The sequence below is a fragment of the uncultured Nostoc sp. genome, from assembly GCF_964245445.1.
Taxonomy (GTDB): domain Bacteria; phylum Cyanobacteriota; class Cyanobacteriia; order Cyanobacteriales; family Nostocaceae; genus Nostoc.
This window is the reverse complement of record NZ_CAXTNE010000175.1, coordinates 1-17068: the sequence shown is the minus strand read 5'-3', so window position 1 is coordinate 17068 and position 17068 is coordinate 1. Positions and strand designations below refer to the sequence as shown.

The following is a 17068-nucleotide window of genomic DNA, read 5'->3' as shown; positions in this document are numbered from 1 at the left end:
TATCAATGTTCTCACCTTCCAGTCTCAACCTCTTTAATTCACATTAGGCGTAACTCCTAACTCAAAACTTCTATTCACGGTTGAAACATTTTAGTTAGCTGATCCAGCAATTGCATTTCTTGCTTGCTGTCTTCCAATGTCCGCGCCAGTATAATTGCCCTTTCGTAAAAATTGCGGGCAGTTAGGTAATTACCTTGTTGCTTGTATAACTGAGCGTAAGACTCAAAAGATTTTAATTCTTCTCGCAAATTTTGCAATTCTTTAGCGAGTGCTAAACGTTGCTCTAGTAAATCAGAAGCCCGTTCGTAACGTCCGACAGCAGTGTGAGCAGTAACTAAACCGTCAATTGCTCGTAATTCATTAGTGCGATCGCGGTTAGTTTTAGCTATCCGCATTGCTTCCCCATAAGTGGCAATGGTATCCTGATAATTTCCAGATGCTAAGTAAGCATCTCCTAAATTATTCAAAGTATTTGCTTCAGCGATGGCATCGCCAGTCTGACGGCGGAAAATTAAAGCGTTTTCATACAATTTAATCGCCTTATTATAATCTCCCAACCTGGCAGTTACTAAACCCAAATTACTTAAAGATAGTCCTTCTCCTTCAATGTTTTTGACACCGTGAGCAATTGCGAGTGCATCTTCAACAGAATTGCTGGCAGCAGCAAATTCTCCTTGTTGCAGGAAAAATGTACTGATATTATTTAGCACAAAAACCTGAGATTGGAAGTCTTTAGTATCACGAGCGATCGCTAATCCTCTTCTTAAAGCATCTTCCGCCTCTTTTAAACTACCAAGCTGCACATAAGCCTTCGCAAGCAAATTGTAAGTTAGACCTTGTGCTTTCAGGTCGCCAATTGCGTGATATAGTTCCAGTGCCCGCAAGCAAGACGTAATTGTTTTATCGGCATATCCTGAAGCGTATTGTTTTTCACCGATACTCAGCAAGCTATCTGCTTCATCTCTTGATTGTCGCCCAACTGAACTATTTAAAGGACGATGGAGTTGTTGCGTAATATCAGCTGCACTCGCAGCTATGGGACTCAGCAAAAAAGTAAACAGTAAAAAGCTCTGTACAAGTATTTGGGGACGAGAAATCGCACCTACACAAATTAAGCCTACCTTTTGCCTGGGAAATACAAGCCGTTGTTTCATAAAAATTACCCCTAAAGTTGCGGGTTTAAGTAGAAGGTCTAAAAAAAAGTTTTAATTTTTTAATTTGAAGATAAATCATATACGCATTTATACTTAAACTATGATTGCAATAAATCTTCTCCAAAGTATATAGTGCGGATATCTGTGGGTAATTTGTCCTCTAACATACGATAGCCTTCCTGGAGTAAATTGGCTACAACGCTTGGAGCGATCGCTTCTCCTTCGGCTTGCAGATAGGCGGCGATTCTAGTTTCACTCCAGTGGAAAGTTTGAGCCATTAACACGATTAATCGCAAAACAGGTGGTAGTTGGTCTAATGCCTGTTGTACATAGCACCATAGTGGCGGCGAAGTTGCTTGCAGAGAATAATGAATTGCTTCTGTAGGTGGTACTTTAATCTCGTTAATACAGAAAGCTGTCATATTAATTAACCAATTTTGCATGGTTAAGGCTTCCTTACCTGATTCGGAGTCGGTTAAATTTAGTCCTCCGAGTTCGTAGTAAATATGTCGCCAGGTGAGGGCAAACAGATAATCTGCCTGCACAGGCGATCGCGCCGAATGACGAATTAAGGTATACACTATGGGACTATAGCGACAAAAAATCACCGTGAAGTACTTTCCAGCATCTGGATTTTGCTGAAACAGAGTCAGTAGTTCATGGTCACTGTGATGGAACAGCGACTTTACCAGGGGGTGATTAGCTTCCGGGAAATGAGGAATTTGCATAAGCCTTTCGATGGATAGTTGTTAAAATAGTTTTGGGAATTGCACTCCGGTAGCTAATCGCATAATATCTTGGTGTTGCCCAGTTTGTAGCCCAAACTCAGACTACTTGAGTATTGATAAACTAGAAACAAAGACTTAATTTTAGTCTTAATCGACAATCATAAAATCGGCTCCCTTATAGAATCCTTATTTGTTCATGGTTATAGCAGTTAGTGTGATATCGTTCCTGCTCAGTCCCCTTACCTTAGGCTCCTTTCTGCCTTCTCTGCCCTTAGATAGCCTGTTCTCCACTCAAGGCATTATGGTGATGCTGCTAGCAGCTTACGCTGGCGCAATGTGGATGTTCCTCACCAGTGCCCCAAAAGTACACACTGTAATGGTGTCGGATTTGGAGATTGCCCGACAGTTGTATGAAGGGCTGCTAGATTTGCCAGCAGCTGAGGTGCCATTGCACTACTACTACAATTACGAACAAACTCTCGGCGCAACTGGCATTGATCCACTATATATGTCTACTGGCCCGAGCTTGTCTAGCAAAATGATGAATAATGCCAATGATGGGCTGTGGTATCAATTGAAGAAAAACACCCAGCTACATGTCATTACTGGGGCGAGTTTAGGTAGCAAAAATCAGCAACGCCACGTTTGTTTTGATCACGACTGCCTGGAAATGATTTTAATGCGAGTCGAAGTGCGCGGTTTGAAATTCAAGATTCGCAACCAGAAGCCCCTGAATTTTTTGGTCAAGGACTATGAAGGGCGCGTAATTGAGGTGGCTGAAGTAGCGAATTAGTCATTAGATTTTAGATTATTTTAGGTTGGGTGGTGCGGTCGCTCCACCCAATATTTTTTTATATAGCAGGTGAGGCGTAGCTTGCCGCCGTAGGCATCGCTCTACGATTGATTATTTAAAGTCATTATCGGGTTTTGCTAAATAGAAGCTTATGTCCGTGGAAAATATGTACACATCTCATCTGTATGAAACAGATTTCTATACTTGGACTCAACAGCAGGTTAGCTTGCTCAAAACTCAACAGTGGGATCAATTAGATACGGTTAACCTGATTGAAGAAATTGAAACTTTGGGTAGAAGAGAACGGCAAGAATTAAGAAATCGGCTAGGAATATTGTTAGGACACCTACTGAAATGGCAATTTCAACCAGAAAAACGTAGCAATAGCTGGTTGGGTACAATTCGAGAGCAACGTGTTCAAATTAAGCTACTTTTGCAAGATAGCCCTAGTTTGAAACCCTATCTAGACGAAGTTTTCCCCACTGTTTATGAACTGGGTTTAGCTTTGGCAATGCGAGAGACTCAATTAGGTGAACAGGTTTTTCCAGAAATATGCCCTTACACTTTAGAGCAAACTCTGAATCCTGAATTTTTACCAAATCTAAATCAGGTTGATGAGTAAGCGAGTAATCGTCCCAATATTGTTTTATCACCGTAAACCGTGGCAAATAAAAGCAGCCCAGTAACGAGGATCTGAAAAGGGAAATTGCTGAGTAGAGTTTTCGATTTCTATAATTCGTTTGTTCAATTTGGTATACATATTATATTCACGCTTCCATTGTTCATATTCGATAGAATCAGAAAGATATTTTTTTCTATTTCGTATCAGTTCTTTTTCCCTTGCTTCTACTTCATGAAATATTTTCTTTAGGTCTACTTTTGTAAATTCTCGTAGCTGAATTTGGGCTTGCTGTAAAGATTCCAGACGGTTTTTATCTTCTTGTCGCTGCTGGTAGTAAAAAATGGAAAATAATGCTGTGGCTAAATCATTGACTGACCACAGAGTACTAACTACACTTCTAGCACCAGCGCACAAAAAGCCTGTGGAGAGAGTCAGAATATCATCAGTTAGCGAAGGAGTACCTAAATTAGTTTCGCAGCAAGATAAAAACACTTCTACAAGTTGAGGTAAACGCCAGCTTGGTGTCATCAATTGCCCCAAGGTGATGCTACCATCAGCTAATTTTAACTGTGATTCTAAAGGATTATCGAGGCGAGATTGGGCATGGTGGCAGGAATGAAGTACTTGAACTTGTTGTGCTAACTGTCGATAGTTATTAGAGGTGGCTTGACTGCTGCCAATTAATCTGTTTTCTAATGGAATATTGTACATTTGGGCGAGTTGTTCGCCTTCAAATCTGGCACAGGGAAGGTTATCTTCGGCATCTTCTACAGTTCCATATTGCAGAGATATTTCATTAAATGTCCCTACAGTATCGCGTTGCTGACAAAATTCTAAAATTTGACAACTTGGGGTGTAACGGATGAGAAATTTATCTCCTAAATATTCCTGATATTCTCCTGTAGGTAAAGCAGCAAAGGGAATCTGATGCAGTAACAGGTGAGGTACTAAAATTAATTCTTCTATTCCTTCAAGATGTTGGGATATGAGTTTAGGTATTTGTAAACGTTCAGCTAATTCGCGGAGAATACTGTCAATTTGAGTTTCCCATTTTTGGGAATCATTCATATAAGGCAATAACCAATTTTGGTTAATCCAGCCTTGCAACGTATTTAAGCCTTGTCCTGTGCAGGTGTGGTGAGTAATTTGGTTTTGCTGGACGACAAAAATGTAAGTGTCGCTGTTGGTAGTGTAGAAACTGAGGATAGCTGTATTGGGTTGGTCAATTAGCTTTTGAATTTCTGACAAGCTGAGGGGGTTAACTTGAATTTCTCCCGCTAATACGGGATCTTCGCGTCTGATATTTTCCCGAACTTGTTGTTTTTGAATTTCTAAAAATGCGATCGCTTCATTATAAGCTTCCCAAGCAGCGCGTGTTTCACTACGGCTATTTTCAGATTTATGACTTTGGCGTTCTTGGTCAATTTGCCATTGCAGTGCTTCATACTGCTGCAATAATTCTTGGACTTTTGGGGGGATTTCTTCGCCTTGAGAGAGGTTGTAGCTTGCCATTAAGTCTACCAGGCGTTTGGAACGCGATCGCTCGGAGTATTCAAAGGCTTTTTCTATTTGTCCAGCATTGATGCAGGCTTGCACCATGTTTTGATAAACATCAATGGATTCTTCTATAATTTCTTGACGGCGGGATTCAGAAGTTACCCAATTACGGCTAGTTTCTACTGCGTCAATAGCTGCTTCATAGCCTTGGATAGCTTTATCCCAATTATCATTGGAGAAAGCTGTGTTACCCAAGTTACGTCCTGTTATAAAGCAATCAAGCGGAAATATGTTGTGTTGATAGACGGTTAAGGCTAACTGAAAAGATTCAATTGCTTTCGTAAAATATCCATGCAAGTTATAAATATGACCAATATTACTATGAGTTAATGCCCAGTCTTCCGGGAAAGCTTCTTGAGTACGAATTTGTAAAGCAAATTGAAAAGCAGTGATAGCCAGTTCTAAGTCGTTTGTGTAATCTTCTTTAAAATGCTCACCATAGCAAATTCCCAAATTCATTTGTGTCATAGCCCAGTCTATAGGATAAAATTCTTTGGTAAAAATTTGTAAGCTTTTTTGTAGAGAAATAATAGCTAAATCCAAATTTTTTGATCTAGTACCACAAATTCTATCCAAATAAGTAATACCTAAGTTATTTTGAGTTCTTGCCCATTCGTTAGGAAAGGCTTCTTTAGTAAAAATTTGGCAAGCTTCTTCAAAAGCAAATATAGCCAATTCTATATTTTGCTCTTTGTCTTTTTGAATACGTTCTAAGTAAGCAAGCCCCAAATTGTTTTTTACATCAGCCCATCCTTGAGGATAATCTGTCTGGCTAAAAACTTTCGCTGCTGCTTGATAACAGGCAATCGCTAATTCTATATTTTCTGCTTTGTCTCCTTTAATACGATAGCGATAGCTATTTCCTAAATTATTTTGGGTTTCAGCCCACTCCTGTGGAAAAGCTTCTTTAGTAAAAACTTGTAAAGCAGATTTGCAGGCGGCTATAGCTAATTCTAGATTCTCTACTTTGTTCCCTCGGATTCGGTCACGGTAAGCAACTGCTAGATTATTTTGAATAGTAGCCCATTTTTGAACAAATGCTTTTTCGGTAATGATTTCTAAAGCTGCTTGCAAAACAGTTATAGCCATTTCCAGATTCTCAGCTTTGTCTCCTTGGATACGCTTGATATAGGCACCAGCTAAACTGTTTTGGGTCATAGCCCATTCTGTAGGGAAGTCTTGTTTATTAAAGACTTGCAAAGCTTCTTGCAAAGCAGTAATAGCAATTTCTATATTTTCGGTTTTATATCCTCGGATACGCTGTATATAGGCAGCGGCTAAACTGTTTTGAGTCATAGCCCATTCTTGGGAAAAGGCTTCTGGAGTAAAGACAGTTTGAGCTACCTCATAGCCAGCAATGGCAATTTCTATATTTGATGCTTTACTTCCTAAAGGAAACTCAGCGATCAGGTTACTGAAATTAAAAATGTCAATTGCTAAGATTTCTGCTGAAATTAGGTTTTCTTCTATTAACATATCTATAGCCCAAGCCTTCAACCAGCAAGAAAATTTATCATCAATTTTGTCTAGGTTAGCTTGCAGAAATGGATAAACCACTTGTGGATCAGCATGACTACTACTCACTGCTTGTAACAGCATTAGAATAAGTTCTACATAAGTTTCTGCTGACGATGGCTTACCTATAGTAGCGGAAATTGTAACAGCAACCCTACGGATAAAAATGGCATTTTCTTCGTCTCTCTGCTCCGCTAATGTTGCAGCTACCTGCTTCATAGTGTCTATCAAATCATCATCTATCAAGTTTTTATGAACCTCTAAAATTCCCGGTTCTTGTCCCTTAGAAGATTGGAGAAGTTCATGTATTAGCTTTAAATAAGCATTAAGGCGTTTTTCTTCTATCACCAATAAATTCCTGCTTATGAGTTTAGTTTATGAATTTATTTATACCGCTCAAAAAATTCCTTTAACTTCTCTAGCAATTCTTCCGCTAAATCCAACAACTTAATCTCATCAATTTCATCACTAGTTCCGCGATTACTTTCTCCAACTGCTACATTAGCAGCCAAAACATTTTTGACAGCAAAAATCCGATCTTCTTCTTCAGATAAATTCAAACATTTTTCCAACTCTACAGCAACTTCTTGGATTGTCCTTGTACCCAAACGCGCTCTTACTTTTACTGCTACCGAATCGTCACTTTCTAGCAGTTTTACCAAAGCTGTTCTCAGTCCATCATCCTCGCGGGAAAACTTATCAACGGCTACACGCACATATTCCCGCACGCTCATATTTGCCGCCAATGCCTTTTGGAAAACTATATCTGGTACATCTACCAGCAATACACCTTCGTTATCACTAGCTTGATATAAGTCGTCCCCTTGTTTGACGGCTACCAGCAAATCTGCACCCAAGGCGTGTAAATAGTGCAACACTGATTCCAACTCATGTTCCTTTAACGCCGACTCCAGTTTGGACACTGCCGCTTGCTTTACTCCAAGTTTTTGAGCTAGCTGTGCCTGAGTCAATCCTGCTTTATTACGTATTTCCCGCATGGCATCGGTAAGATATAGGCGCAGATACTCTAACTTTCCCGCCAGAATTACCTCTGGTTCGGCGCTTACCTTTTGCTGTAACCAAGCTTGAAAATTAGGCTTTTTCATTATTATTCCCTCTGCTGCAATTCACGCAATCTCACTCTTGCAGGTTCTTTGTCTCTATTTTTGATAGCGTTGTCGTATTTCTTCATAAAGGCATACAGCACCACAAATCTCTGAGGAGTAGCAATCGTTAAAATAAACCGTGGATTATGTTCGCTCTTAGTCATACGCAACTCATACAAATCATCTTCCAGTTTCTCAAAGATGCCACTGGTAAGTGATGCGAGTCCTTTGTCGCACAGGTAGCGAAGATTAACTTGCAGACGCTTGGTTTCGGAAGCACTCAGTAATGGTTTTGGTGGATTTTCTGGTTTCTCCTCTTCGGGAATCATCCTGATGAAAAAAGCCAGCAAATCTTTGGGGATTTCCCCATTGACATCTAGATAAAGTTCCCAAGTCCAGGCCACTTCCTACCTCACAGTATAGTATTCTTTATAAGGAATGTCAATTGTATTATTCTTTTAAAGGAATATAATATAGAATAAGTAAGTACAACTTAGGTAAATAAAAATGGTGCGCTATGGCTTTGCCTAACGCACCCGACTGTTGAATAGTGAATAGTACTTACTAGCTCAACTGTTCAAACTTAAATTTCCCTTTAATAGACTTGTTAAAGTATTGACCTTTAGACGGTGCATTGTCTAAGTCATCCTTGACACTAGGAGGTACTTTGAAATACTCGTAAACACTTCCACTATCAAATTCAATAGTCAGTGTTTGAGTTTTTGGATCATAGGTAAATTGCTTAATAACGCTGCCTTCAGGCTTGAGTAGAGGGAAGGCAATTACATCCCGAATACTGGCAGAATCAGTTAACAACATTACTAACCGATCAATCCCAAACCCTAAACCACCTGTTGGCGGCATACCATATTCCAGGGCGGTGAGAAAGTCTTCATCTACAGTGTGGGCTTCCAAGTCATCAACTGCTTTATTAGCAATTTGGGCTTCTAAGCGTTCTCTTTGGTCGATAGGATCAGTAAGTTCTGAGAAGCTATTGCCAATCTCTCGCCCTACTATAAAAAACTCAAATCGTTCTACCAAACCAGGTTGAGAACGGTGTGGTTTGGCCAGTGGTGAAATTTCCACCGGATAGTCAATCACGAAGGTTGGCTGAATTAAGTTAGCTTCTACCTTTTCTTCAAAGGCTAAATTTAGTAATTTACCTATAGATTGAACTTCATCCACATCAGGAATACCAGCATTTTTACTCGCTGTTTTCGCTTCTTCCAATGTTGAGAACGAATTAAAATCTAAGCCTGTAGATTCTTTGACTAAATCGTGCATTGTGATTCGCCGCCAAGGTGGTGTTAAATTTACAGTTTCCCCTTGGTAGGTAATTTGCAATGTGCCGAGTACTTCTTGGGCAACAGTGGTAATAATCCCTTCTGTCAACGCCATCATATCGTTGTAGTCGGCGTAGGCTTGGTAAACTTCAATTGTCGTAAATTCGGGATTGTGCCGAGTGGAAATTCCTTCATTGCGGAAAATCCGCCCCAGTTCAAACACCTTTTCAAAACCGCCGATAATCAATCGCTTGAGATGGAGTTCTGTCTCGATTCGCAGATACAACTCCATTTCTAGAGTGTTGTGGTATGTGATAAACGGACGCGCATCTGCACCACCTGCTTCTGCTTGGAAAACAGGAGTTTCAATTTCGATAAAACCACGCTGTTCCAGGTAACGACGAATACCGCCAGTAATTTGAGCGCGACGACGGAAGGTTTGCCGCACTTCGGGATTTACAATTAAGTCAACGTAGCGTTGACGGTAACGTTTGGCAACATCTGTCAACCCATGCCATTTGTCGGGTAAGGGCAAGAGCGATTTAGTGAGGATAGTATATTGTTTAACGTAAACAGATAACTCGCCCTTTTCAGTCCGTTTAATAGTACCTTTAACTCCCAGTATGTCGCCTGCATCTGTAAGTTGTTTTAAATGATTGAAGGCATCAGCATCAATATTTGCCATGCTTTCTTGGATGCGATTTTTATCCAAATAAAGCTGAATTGTGCCAGTTTCATCTTGCAAGGTGAAAAAAGCCAGTTTACCAAAAACGCGACGCGCCATAATGCGTCCAGCGATCGCAACTTCTAAATCAACTTCTTCACCACTGGCTAAATCGGCAAACTGTTCTTGCAACTGCGCTGCATGATGGGTAGATTCCCAACGATAGGCGTAGGGATTAGTCCCTAGCTGCTTGAGTTGTTCTACTTTCTCCAGCCTTGCGGCTCGGATATCTTCTTCCGACATGGTAACGAACTAAATAGGGCAAGATTAATTATAGATGCTCTAAAAGTTGAGAGTAAGAGATATTTCACTTTGCAGATGATAATATCGCCAAACCAAATACAATGACACAAACTAGAGTGCGCTTGTGGAATGTAGATGAATATCACCGGATGCTTGAGACGGGTATTATCACAGCCGATGAACGGGTAGAACTGATTGATGGGCAAGTTATCCCCATGAGTGCCAAAAATCCTCCACACGCAGCAACAACGCTGTGTGCATCTGACTATCTCAAGCGTTTACTAGCAGAAGTTGCCTTAGTTCGGGTGCAAGATCCCATTCAGTTAAGCCAATACTCGGAACCTGAACCAGATATTGCTGTTGTCCGTATTGATGCGCGAAAGTATATTGATCGTCATCCTGCACCCAATGAAATCTTTTTATTGATTGAGGTAGCAGATACAACGCTAGACACGGATCGCAAACAGAAAGCACCTTTATATGCTAATGCAGGAATTGCTGATTACTGGATTTTGGATGTGAATCAGCGTCAGGTTTTTGTTTTCCGCGAACCACTTTTGGAAGGCTACAATCTGAAATTTATTTTGCCGGAGGATGCAACTTTATCTTTGATGGCATTTCCAGAAATTGAAATCCATATTAGTCAACTGTTTCCATAAATTTGGCAATTATAGACTGCTTCATAAGGCTTGCTTTAATTCTCTCCTTTTTAAGGAGGGTTAGGGAGGATCAAGTCTTAACACAAGCATATTGGGCAATAGTGAGTAAAATACCTATAAAAAAGTGCGATCGCTTGATAGCATTTTATCCAAAAGACTCTTATAGAAAATATGATTGATATCTTCTATAGCAATCCGGAATCATTCATGAGAAAATACCGAGATAAAAATCCTTATTTTACAAGGATTACAGCCTTTATTTATTCTTACGTATCATTTAGGACTGCTATATGACAACGATTCAATAATCTAATGTACAAGTCAAACCTTTATTTATGATCTACTGTTAGCGAATGCCTAGATGAAATTGCTTTCATTTTCAAGTTAGTAAATTGTACGATCGCTTTTACAAAATCTTGCTGTTCTGGTTGCAAATGCAGTTTTTCTAGGGCTTGATTGATATTATTACCAGCCCGGAGATGGTGATTAAGTTGGGCACGTTGCGATGTGTTTAAGACTGACTCAATTTCCCTGTTTCTTCTCTGACGCACAGCCTGGAGTTCTTGGCGTTGTAAGGGAGTCAGGTTAATCTCTGACAAGGTGGAGTAGCTAGCAGCTTTGGTAGTTTGGGCGGAAATAACACCAGAACTAGTATGGAGTTGAATGGGTGCAGCTAAGGCAATTCCCGGCATGGAAAGGACAAGAGCTAGAATAGTAGCGACCACAGAAAGCCGTTTTGTCAAGTGAATTGCCATATTCAGAAATGCCTACATCTAATTTAATGCTGAGATATAGTTAAGCAATTTTCAAGCCTTAATTTTGAATCTTGAATTTATCCACCCCCAAGGGGATGGTAGTTCAGCTAGAAAATATTATCCGCTTTAAGGGAATCCAAAAAAACTAGAATGGCAAACTTAACTGAATTATTTTTGCTAAAATCCAGACTCAAATTCAAGTTTTTACAAAATCATTACTTGATTGCTCATTTCTGTTAATCTGTCAATGCGTAAGTCCTGCAAGTAGCTCGTGATTTTATTTTAGAACACCTATCACAAAAGTTGGGCTTGACTGCATAATATCAGTTATCTGTCAATGTGTAAGTTCTAAATTTAATTTCTGGAAATACCTCAGACAAAGTATGTGCTAAAAGAGATATATATAGTGCATTAGGCAAATCTAACGCACTATTATATATAACTTCACTCAGCATTCAAAACTACTCAGACCTTTTCATTCTGTCGATTTCTCGTTGTAATTCTTCAATTTGACGGCGTAAAGTTTCTGTTTCATTTGCGGAAGATTCTGCTGCAACATTTACTGATCCTGAAGCAGGCGATCGCTGATAATTTCCTCGGCGAATTTGCTGGTATTCTTCGGATACTGCCCACGCCCGTAAGTAATGCAGGCGTTCTACTGGGAAAGGATGGGTTAACATCGTACCTTGAGCGCCATTGTATATCAAAAATTTATATACCTGATTTAGTCCATCTTCATCGAGTGCCTGATAATTTTCTGACTGCTTGATAAACTCTTGTAAACTACATTCATTGGCATATTTGTTACTACCGCCAGAGAGTTTCATCATCGTTGACATCACAGGATTCAAGTCATCCATGACTAGTAGTGCGGCGCGATCTGACGATAACTCGGCTTTACGCCGCCACTCAAAAAAGGCGTAAATCAAACCTTGTGTGACAAGATTACCGATGCCGAAGGTCAATTCTCCCAAGGCGGAAGCAGCACTCATCGCCCACATCGCCATTTGAATTAAAATAGTATGACCACATTTAATATGCCCCAGTTCATGGGCTAGCACCGCCCGAATCTCGGCTTCGTCTAGTAAATCTAGTATCCCTGTATTTATGACTATGTAAGGATTCTCTTGCCCCAGCGCATAGCTATTTGCTTGGGGATTTTGCGAGACAAACAGTGTCGGTTCTGGGTAAATGTCCAAATCTCGGACGCATTCCCGAAACATCTGGTAAATAGTGGAATATTGACGCGGCCCGACTTGGATGGTGTTACCCATTAGATAGACTAACTGAGGGCGTTCGTAGATAAATTCCACAAATTTACGAGCGATTAAATCAAATCCTGGTAAATTTCGTAAAGCTTGCTCGGCTTGGCGATCTAGTGGATGCCTGAAGGCTTCGCTGGAAATTCCTGTGTAAGTTGGCATAATTCAGGGTAATTGGTGATTGGTCATTAGTCATTGGTCATTGGTCATTAGTCATTAGCAAAGGACAACTAAGAGAGGACAACTAACAAATGACAGAGGACAAATGACAAATGACAAAGGACAACATAATAGAAATGGGGCAATTGGAAGTAAAAGTCACTTTGTATGGAATTAAAAGCGTGTGATTGAGGCAGAAGTTCATTTTTCACTACATAACTTTTTGCGATCGCAAGCGGGGTTCCCTTCCTGGCCCCATCATTTGACGATGGCACGGTTGGTAGCACGCGCCTTGCGCCTGGGACGTAGTGCCCTAATTCAAGTAGGGGCGGTTTGTGGCTATCAAGGGCGATATCGCACCAGTTTCGTAGCATCAGCCCTGATGTGGCATGGCCCTGTAATTATTGTTGCTCAAGAAGCGGTACAGCAACTTCTGCTGCGGGTGGAAATTCCCCGCCTACAGCAGTGGTTACCAGCCAACAAAGCGATTAGGACAGGTGATGCTTGGCCTAGTGCCCAGTTCCAAGGGTTACTGTTAACCTCCCCAGAAGCTTGGTTAAAAGGACAATTTGCTGGTGGCGATCGCTTTCCCCAAGGCATCCCCACAATTATTGATGGGGTAGATGATCTAGAAGATTGGGTACGTCATCAACTTACCCAAGATATTCAACCCGATGATTGGGATCAACTCATGCTGGCTTGCCCAAATCAAGCTGAGGTAATTCGTGAAGCAAGGATACAACTTACACACCAACTTTTTCAGCATCCTGTCAATCCATATCAGTGCTACCTAATTTCCCAGCCAGAAATAGAAATTTTAAGTCGTCTGTATTTAGCTTTAGATCAAGCCAACCTCCCAGATAATTGGAAAAATTTCTGGCAGCAATTTCAAACCCTTAATAAAAATCTTTCCTCCCCTGCCTCCCCTACCCTCTTCTGGGCGACTATTGCCCATCGACAAGGTTTATTTTCTTTACACTACGCCCCAATGGAATTAGGGGAAATACTCTCACCTATTTGGCAGCGACAACCAGTAGTTTTGATTGGCAGCGCTATCGAACCGGAAACTGAGGCTCCTCTTTTCCGACAGCGCCTTGGTTTGGACGATTTAACTTGCCTGAAGTTTTCTGCGGATCAAGCAGAAGCTATTCAACTGTATGTACCCTATAAATTGCCCCTACCTAACACGCCAGAATTTCAAGCGGCATTTATTCACAAAGTCCGCACACTGGTTTGTCTAAGTGCTACAGCACCAGGATTAACAGTTGTCTTGGTGGGGGATGTACCACTCAAGTCTCAAGTTGCGACAATTCTGGCCTCAGAGTTTGGTTCGCGGGTGCAAGTAGAAAAAACTTGTTTAGATGAAAATGGTATTTTGATTAGTGGTTGGGAATTTTGGCGAGAACATCAGCGAGTCTTGCCAGCACCCCATCTGTTAATTATTGCTACTTTACCTTTACCATCTTTAGAAAATCCGCTAGTAGCTGGTAGGGTAGCTCGTTATAAGCGATCGCATCAAGATTGGTTTCGTTTATATTTGTTGCCAGCAGCTTTGAACGAATTACAAAGAGCGATCGCTCCAGTCCGAGAAAGTCAAGGTATTGTTGCTTTACTTGATAGTCGTGTAGTTAATCGCAGCTACGGCGCTCAAATTCTAGCTGCCTTAAGTCCTCTGGCCCGCATTAACTATCTCGATCCCAGTCTGTTTTCTAATACCGATGAAGAAAATTCTGCTTAAAGTCTGTAGTTTTTTGTCAATGCCCAATACTTCGGCTTACCTCGGCTTTGCTCGGCACGAGTCGCTCAGTACAAGTGCCCAATTTACATTTTGTCAACCAAAGCGTGATCGTCTAAAACCAAGTACTATTATCAGTTTATGCAGGTGATGCGATTCAATGCCTCTCTGTAGCCATGATTTTTGGCAAGATAAATTTAGATAGAACCTAAGTAAAAATTTGAGTTGCTGATTATGGGTGAAGCAAAGCGTCGTAAAACCACACTAGGGGAAACATACGGTCAAGAGACTCGCATCTTGCCTTGGCTTCCCATCACAAAAAAGCAAGCCGAATTATTTGTCAGTTGGACAAGTCGTGGTGCTTGGATAGGCATTGGACTTATGGTTGTAGCATGGGCAACTATCCGTTTTATCGGCCCAGCCTTCGGTTGGTGGCAAGTAGTCTACTAAATGCTGCTGTAGAATAGCCCTTTCAAGCTGGGTAAAAATTTTGCTTAATAAACTTTAACCTCTTAACTCTGTGTTCTCTGTGCCTCTGCGGTTAAATAAAAGAATTTTTAGCCGCACAGACACGGAGTCGGACACTTGCGTGGGCGGGTTTCCCGACTTGAGCAAAGTCTCCGTAGCGCAGAGAGAAAAAAAGAGATTTTACCAGTCAACTTGAAAGGCTGGTCTTAAATTGGAATTTTCTCGCAGGTTTGGTCAGTATATGCTCTACGTCTTGGGTCTATCTTTGTAGTATGTAAAAAAGCACTTTTGACCTGAGATTATGCCCTTCTCTAAAAAACCCCTCACCTACCCATCCAGCCACAAAAGCAATCAAGTCGATAACTACCACGGTACTTTAGTCGCAGATCCTTACCGATGGCTAGAAGATCCTGACTCTGAAGAAACAAGGGTTTGGATTGAGGCACAAAATCAAGTTACTTTTGGCTACTTGAGCGAAATTCCTACCAGGGAAAAAATTAAACAGCGCCTCACCAAACTTTGGGATTATGAAAAATATGGCATCCCTTTTAAAGAAGGCGAATCTCTGCAAGACGGTTCCACCGAACGCTACTTTTATTTCAAAAATGACGGACTGCAAAATCAAAGTGTCCTCTACACTCTGAAAATCCTCGACGACGAACCCAAAGTTTTACTCGACCCTAATAAACTTTCAGAAGATGGTACTGTTGCTCTTTCAGGATTGTCTATTAGCGAGGATGGTAAACTTTTAGCATACAGTCTATCTGCCTCTGGTTCTGATTGGCAAGAATGGAAAGTACGCGATGTCGAAACTGGTGAAGACCTGCAAGACCACCTGAAGTGGATTAAATTTTCTGGCGCGTCGTGGACACATGATAATCAAGGTTTCTTCTACAGTCGCTACGATGAGCCAAATGAAAAAACTCAATTAGAAGATGTTAACTATTATCAAAAGCTCTACTATCATCAACTAGGTAAACCCCAATCAGAAGATGTACTAATTTACCATCGTCCTGACCAAAAGGAATGGGGTTTTAGTGGCGGTGTTACTGAAGATGGACGCTATTTAATAATTTCAATTTGGCTGGGAACTGACTCCAAAAATTTGGTTTTCTTTAAAGACTTGACTAACCCTAATCCTGAAGTCATAGAACTAATTAACCAATTTGAGGCAGATTACAGCTTTATCGATAATGATGATAGCGTGTTTTATTTCCGCACAGATTTAAATGCACCACGAGGAAGAGTTATTGCAATTGACACCAAAAGCCCTGCACCAGAAAATTGGCGAGAAATCATTCCCCAATCAGCAGAAACTTTGGAAAGTGCCGGGATACTCAATAACCAATTTGTTGCTGATTACCTCAAAGATGCTCACAGCCAAATTAAAATATTTGACCTCAAAGGTGCGTTTATTCGTGAGGTAGAATTACCTGGACTCGGTTCAGCCGGAGGTTTTGGAGGGAAGCGTCATGATACCGAAACTTTTTATAGTTTCACTAGTTTCACCACCCCAGGAACTATCTATCGCTACGATATGGTAACTGGTAAAAGTACCATTTTCCGCCAGCCACAGGTAGATTTTAATCCTAATGATTACGAGACTAAACAAATCTTTTATCATAGCCAAGATGGTACTAGAGTACCAATGTTTATCACTCATAAAAAGGGCATAAAGTTAGATGGAAATAACCCGACTTATCTCTATGCCTATGGTGGTTTTAATGCCTCAATGACACCTGGTTTTTCTGTGAGTCTTTTGGTGTGGATGGAGATGGGTGGTGTCTATGCTATGCCTAATATACGCGGCGGTGGAGAATACGGCGAAGAATGGCATCAAGCAGGAATGAAGAATAAAAAGCAGAATGTCTTTGATGACTTTATTGGCGCTGCTGAATGGTTGATTGCTAATAAGTATACTAAGACTGAGAAGCTAGCGATCGCAGGTGGTAGTAACGGCGGTTTATTAGTGGGTGCTTGTATAACGCAACGTCCCGATTTGTTTGGTGCAGCTTTACCAGCAGTCGGTGTCATGGATATGTTGCGGTTCCACAAGTTTACCATCGGTTGGGCTTGGACTTCCGAATATGGTTCAGCAGATAATTCAGAAGAGTTTCCAGCGCTGTATACTTATTCGCCACTACACAACATCAAACCAGATACAGCTTACCCAGCAACCTTAATTACCACAGCCGATCATGACGATCGCGTTGTCCCTGCTCATAGTTTCAAATTTGCCGCAGCTTTGCAAGACCTGAGTTCGATGTAAGAAAAAGTCTGAAAAGTAGACAGGGTAGAGCTTGTA

Annotated in this window: 14 protein-coding genes; 6 read left to right on the top strand and 8 right to left on the bottom strand. The window is 40.9% G+C overall.

Features of this window, described 5'->3' with window-relative positions; translation table 11 throughout:
- Positions 1 to 74: 74 nt before the first annotated feature.
- Positions 75 to 1154, bottom strand: a complete 1080-nt coding sequence (locus tag ACFE90_RS24645) for a tetratricopeptide repeat protein (protein ID WP_375505090.1) — start codon at positions 1152 to 1154, stop codon at positions 75 to 77.
- 98 nt (positions 1155 to 1252) lie between these two features.
- The gene (locus ACFE90_RS24640; RefSeq protein WP_375505089.1) at positions 1253 to 1882 is read right to left on the bottom strand and encodes a sigma-70 family RNA polymerase sigma factor; all 630 of its coding nucleotides are present in this window, start codon (positions 1880 to 1882) and stop codon (positions 1253 to 1255) included.
- 196 nt (positions 1883 to 2078) lie between these two features.
- On the opposite strand from ACFE90_RS24640, the gene ACFE90_RS24635 reads away from it, so the two are divergent.
- Positions 2079 to 2675 (top strand): glyoxalase-like domain protein, encoded by a 597-nt coding sequence (locus ACFE90_RS24635; RefSeq protein WP_375505088.1) that lies wholly within the window; start codon positions 2079 to 2081, stop codon positions 2673 to 2675.
- A gap of 166 nt (positions 2676 to 2841) precedes the next feature.
- Positions 2842 to 3297: a DUF29 domain-containing protein gene (locus tag ACFE90_RS24630; RefSeq protein WP_375505087.1), complete on the top strand. Its 456-nt coding sequence runs from the start codon at positions 2842 to 2844 to the stop codon at positions 3295 to 3297.
- A gap of 27 nt (positions 3298 to 3324) precedes the next feature.
- Here the strand turns inward: ACFE90_RS24630 and ACFE90_RS24625 are convergent, their stop codons facing one another.
- The 4 genes from ACFE90_RS24625 to lysS form a co-directional block, all read right to left on the bottom strand.
- Positions 3325 to 6717: a CHAT domain-containing protein gene (locus ACFE90_RS24625; protein ID WP_375505086.1), complete on the bottom strand. Its 3393-nt coding sequence runs from the start codon at positions 6715 to 6717 to the stop codon at positions 3325 to 3327.
- Positions 6718 to 6752: 35 nt separating this feature from the next.
- The gene (locus ACFE90_RS24620) at positions 6753 to 7475 is read right to left on the bottom strand and encodes a helix-turn-helix domain-containing protein (RefSeq protein WP_375505085.1); all 723 of its coding nucleotides are present in this window, start codon (positions 7473 to 7475) and stop codon (positions 6753 to 6755) included.
- 2 nt (positions 7476 to 7477) lie between these two features.
- On the bottom strand, positions 7478 to 7879 hold the full coding sequence (locus ACFE90_RS24615; RefSeq protein ID WP_375505084.1) for a type II toxin-antitoxin system RelE/ParE family toxin: 402 nt from the start codon (positions 7877 to 7879) through the stop codon (positions 7478 to 7480).
- A gap of 160 nt (positions 7880 to 8039) precedes the next feature.
- Entirely contained in the window at positions 8040 to 9725 is a 1686-nt protein-coding gene (gene lysS, locus ACFE90_RS24610; protein ID WP_375505083.1) for a lysine--tRNA ligase, read from the bottom strand.
- Positions 9726 to 9826: 101 nt separating this feature from the next.
- On the opposite strand from lysS, the gene ACFE90_RS24605 reads away from it, so the two are divergent.
- Complete coding sequence (locus ACFE90_RS24605; RefSeq protein WP_375505082.1) at positions 9827 to 10384, top strand: Uma2 family endonuclease; 558 nt, start codon at positions 9827 to 9829, stop codon at positions 10382 to 10384.
- 329 nt (positions 10385 to 10713) lie between these two features.
- Here the strand turns inward: ACFE90_RS24605 and ACFE90_RS24600 are convergent, their stop codons facing one another.
- Together ACFE90_RS24600 and ACFE90_RS24595 are read right to left on the bottom strand one after the other, a co-directional pair.
- The gene (locus ACFE90_RS24600) at positions 10714 to 11139 is read right to left on the bottom strand and encodes a hypothetical protein (protein WP_375505081.1); all 426 of its coding nucleotides are present in this window, start codon (positions 11137 to 11139) and stop codon (positions 10714 to 10716) included.
- A 461-nt stretch (positions 11140 to 11600) separates the two neighbouring features.
- Entirely contained in the window at positions 11601 to 12563 is a 963-nt protein-coding gene (locus ACFE90_RS24595) for a M48 family metallopeptidase (RefSeq protein WP_375505080.1), read from the bottom strand.
- A gap of 181 nt (positions 12564 to 12744) precedes the next feature.
- Between ACFE90_RS24595 and ACFE90_RS24590 the strand changes: the two genes are divergently transcribed.
- The 3 genes from ACFE90_RS24590 to ACFE90_RS24580 all read left to right on the top strand — a co-directional run bounded on the left by ACFE90_RS24590 (position 12745) and on the right by ACFE90_RS24580 (position 17032).
- Positions 12745 to 14298 carry a helicase C-terminal domain-containing protein gene (locus ACFE90_RS24590; protein WP_375505079.1) on the top strand — a complete coding sequence of 518 codons (1554 nt, stop codon included), beginning with the start codon at positions 12745 to 12747 and terminating at the stop codon, positions 14296 to 14298.
- Positions 14299 to 14529: 231 nt separating this feature from the next.
- On the top strand, positions 14530 to 14745 hold the full coding sequence (locus tag ACFE90_RS24585; protein WP_229482725.1) for a DUF2839 domain-containing protein: 216 nt from the start codon (positions 14530 to 14532) through the stop codon (positions 14743 to 14745).
- 319 nt (positions 14746 to 15064) lie between these two features.
- A complete protein-coding gene (locus ACFE90_RS24580) occupies positions 15065 to 17032 on the top strand; it encodes a prolyl oligopeptidase family protein (RefSeq protein WP_375505078.1) in 1968 nt (655 codons plus the stop codon).
- Positions 17033 to 17068 lie beyond the last annotated feature (36 nt).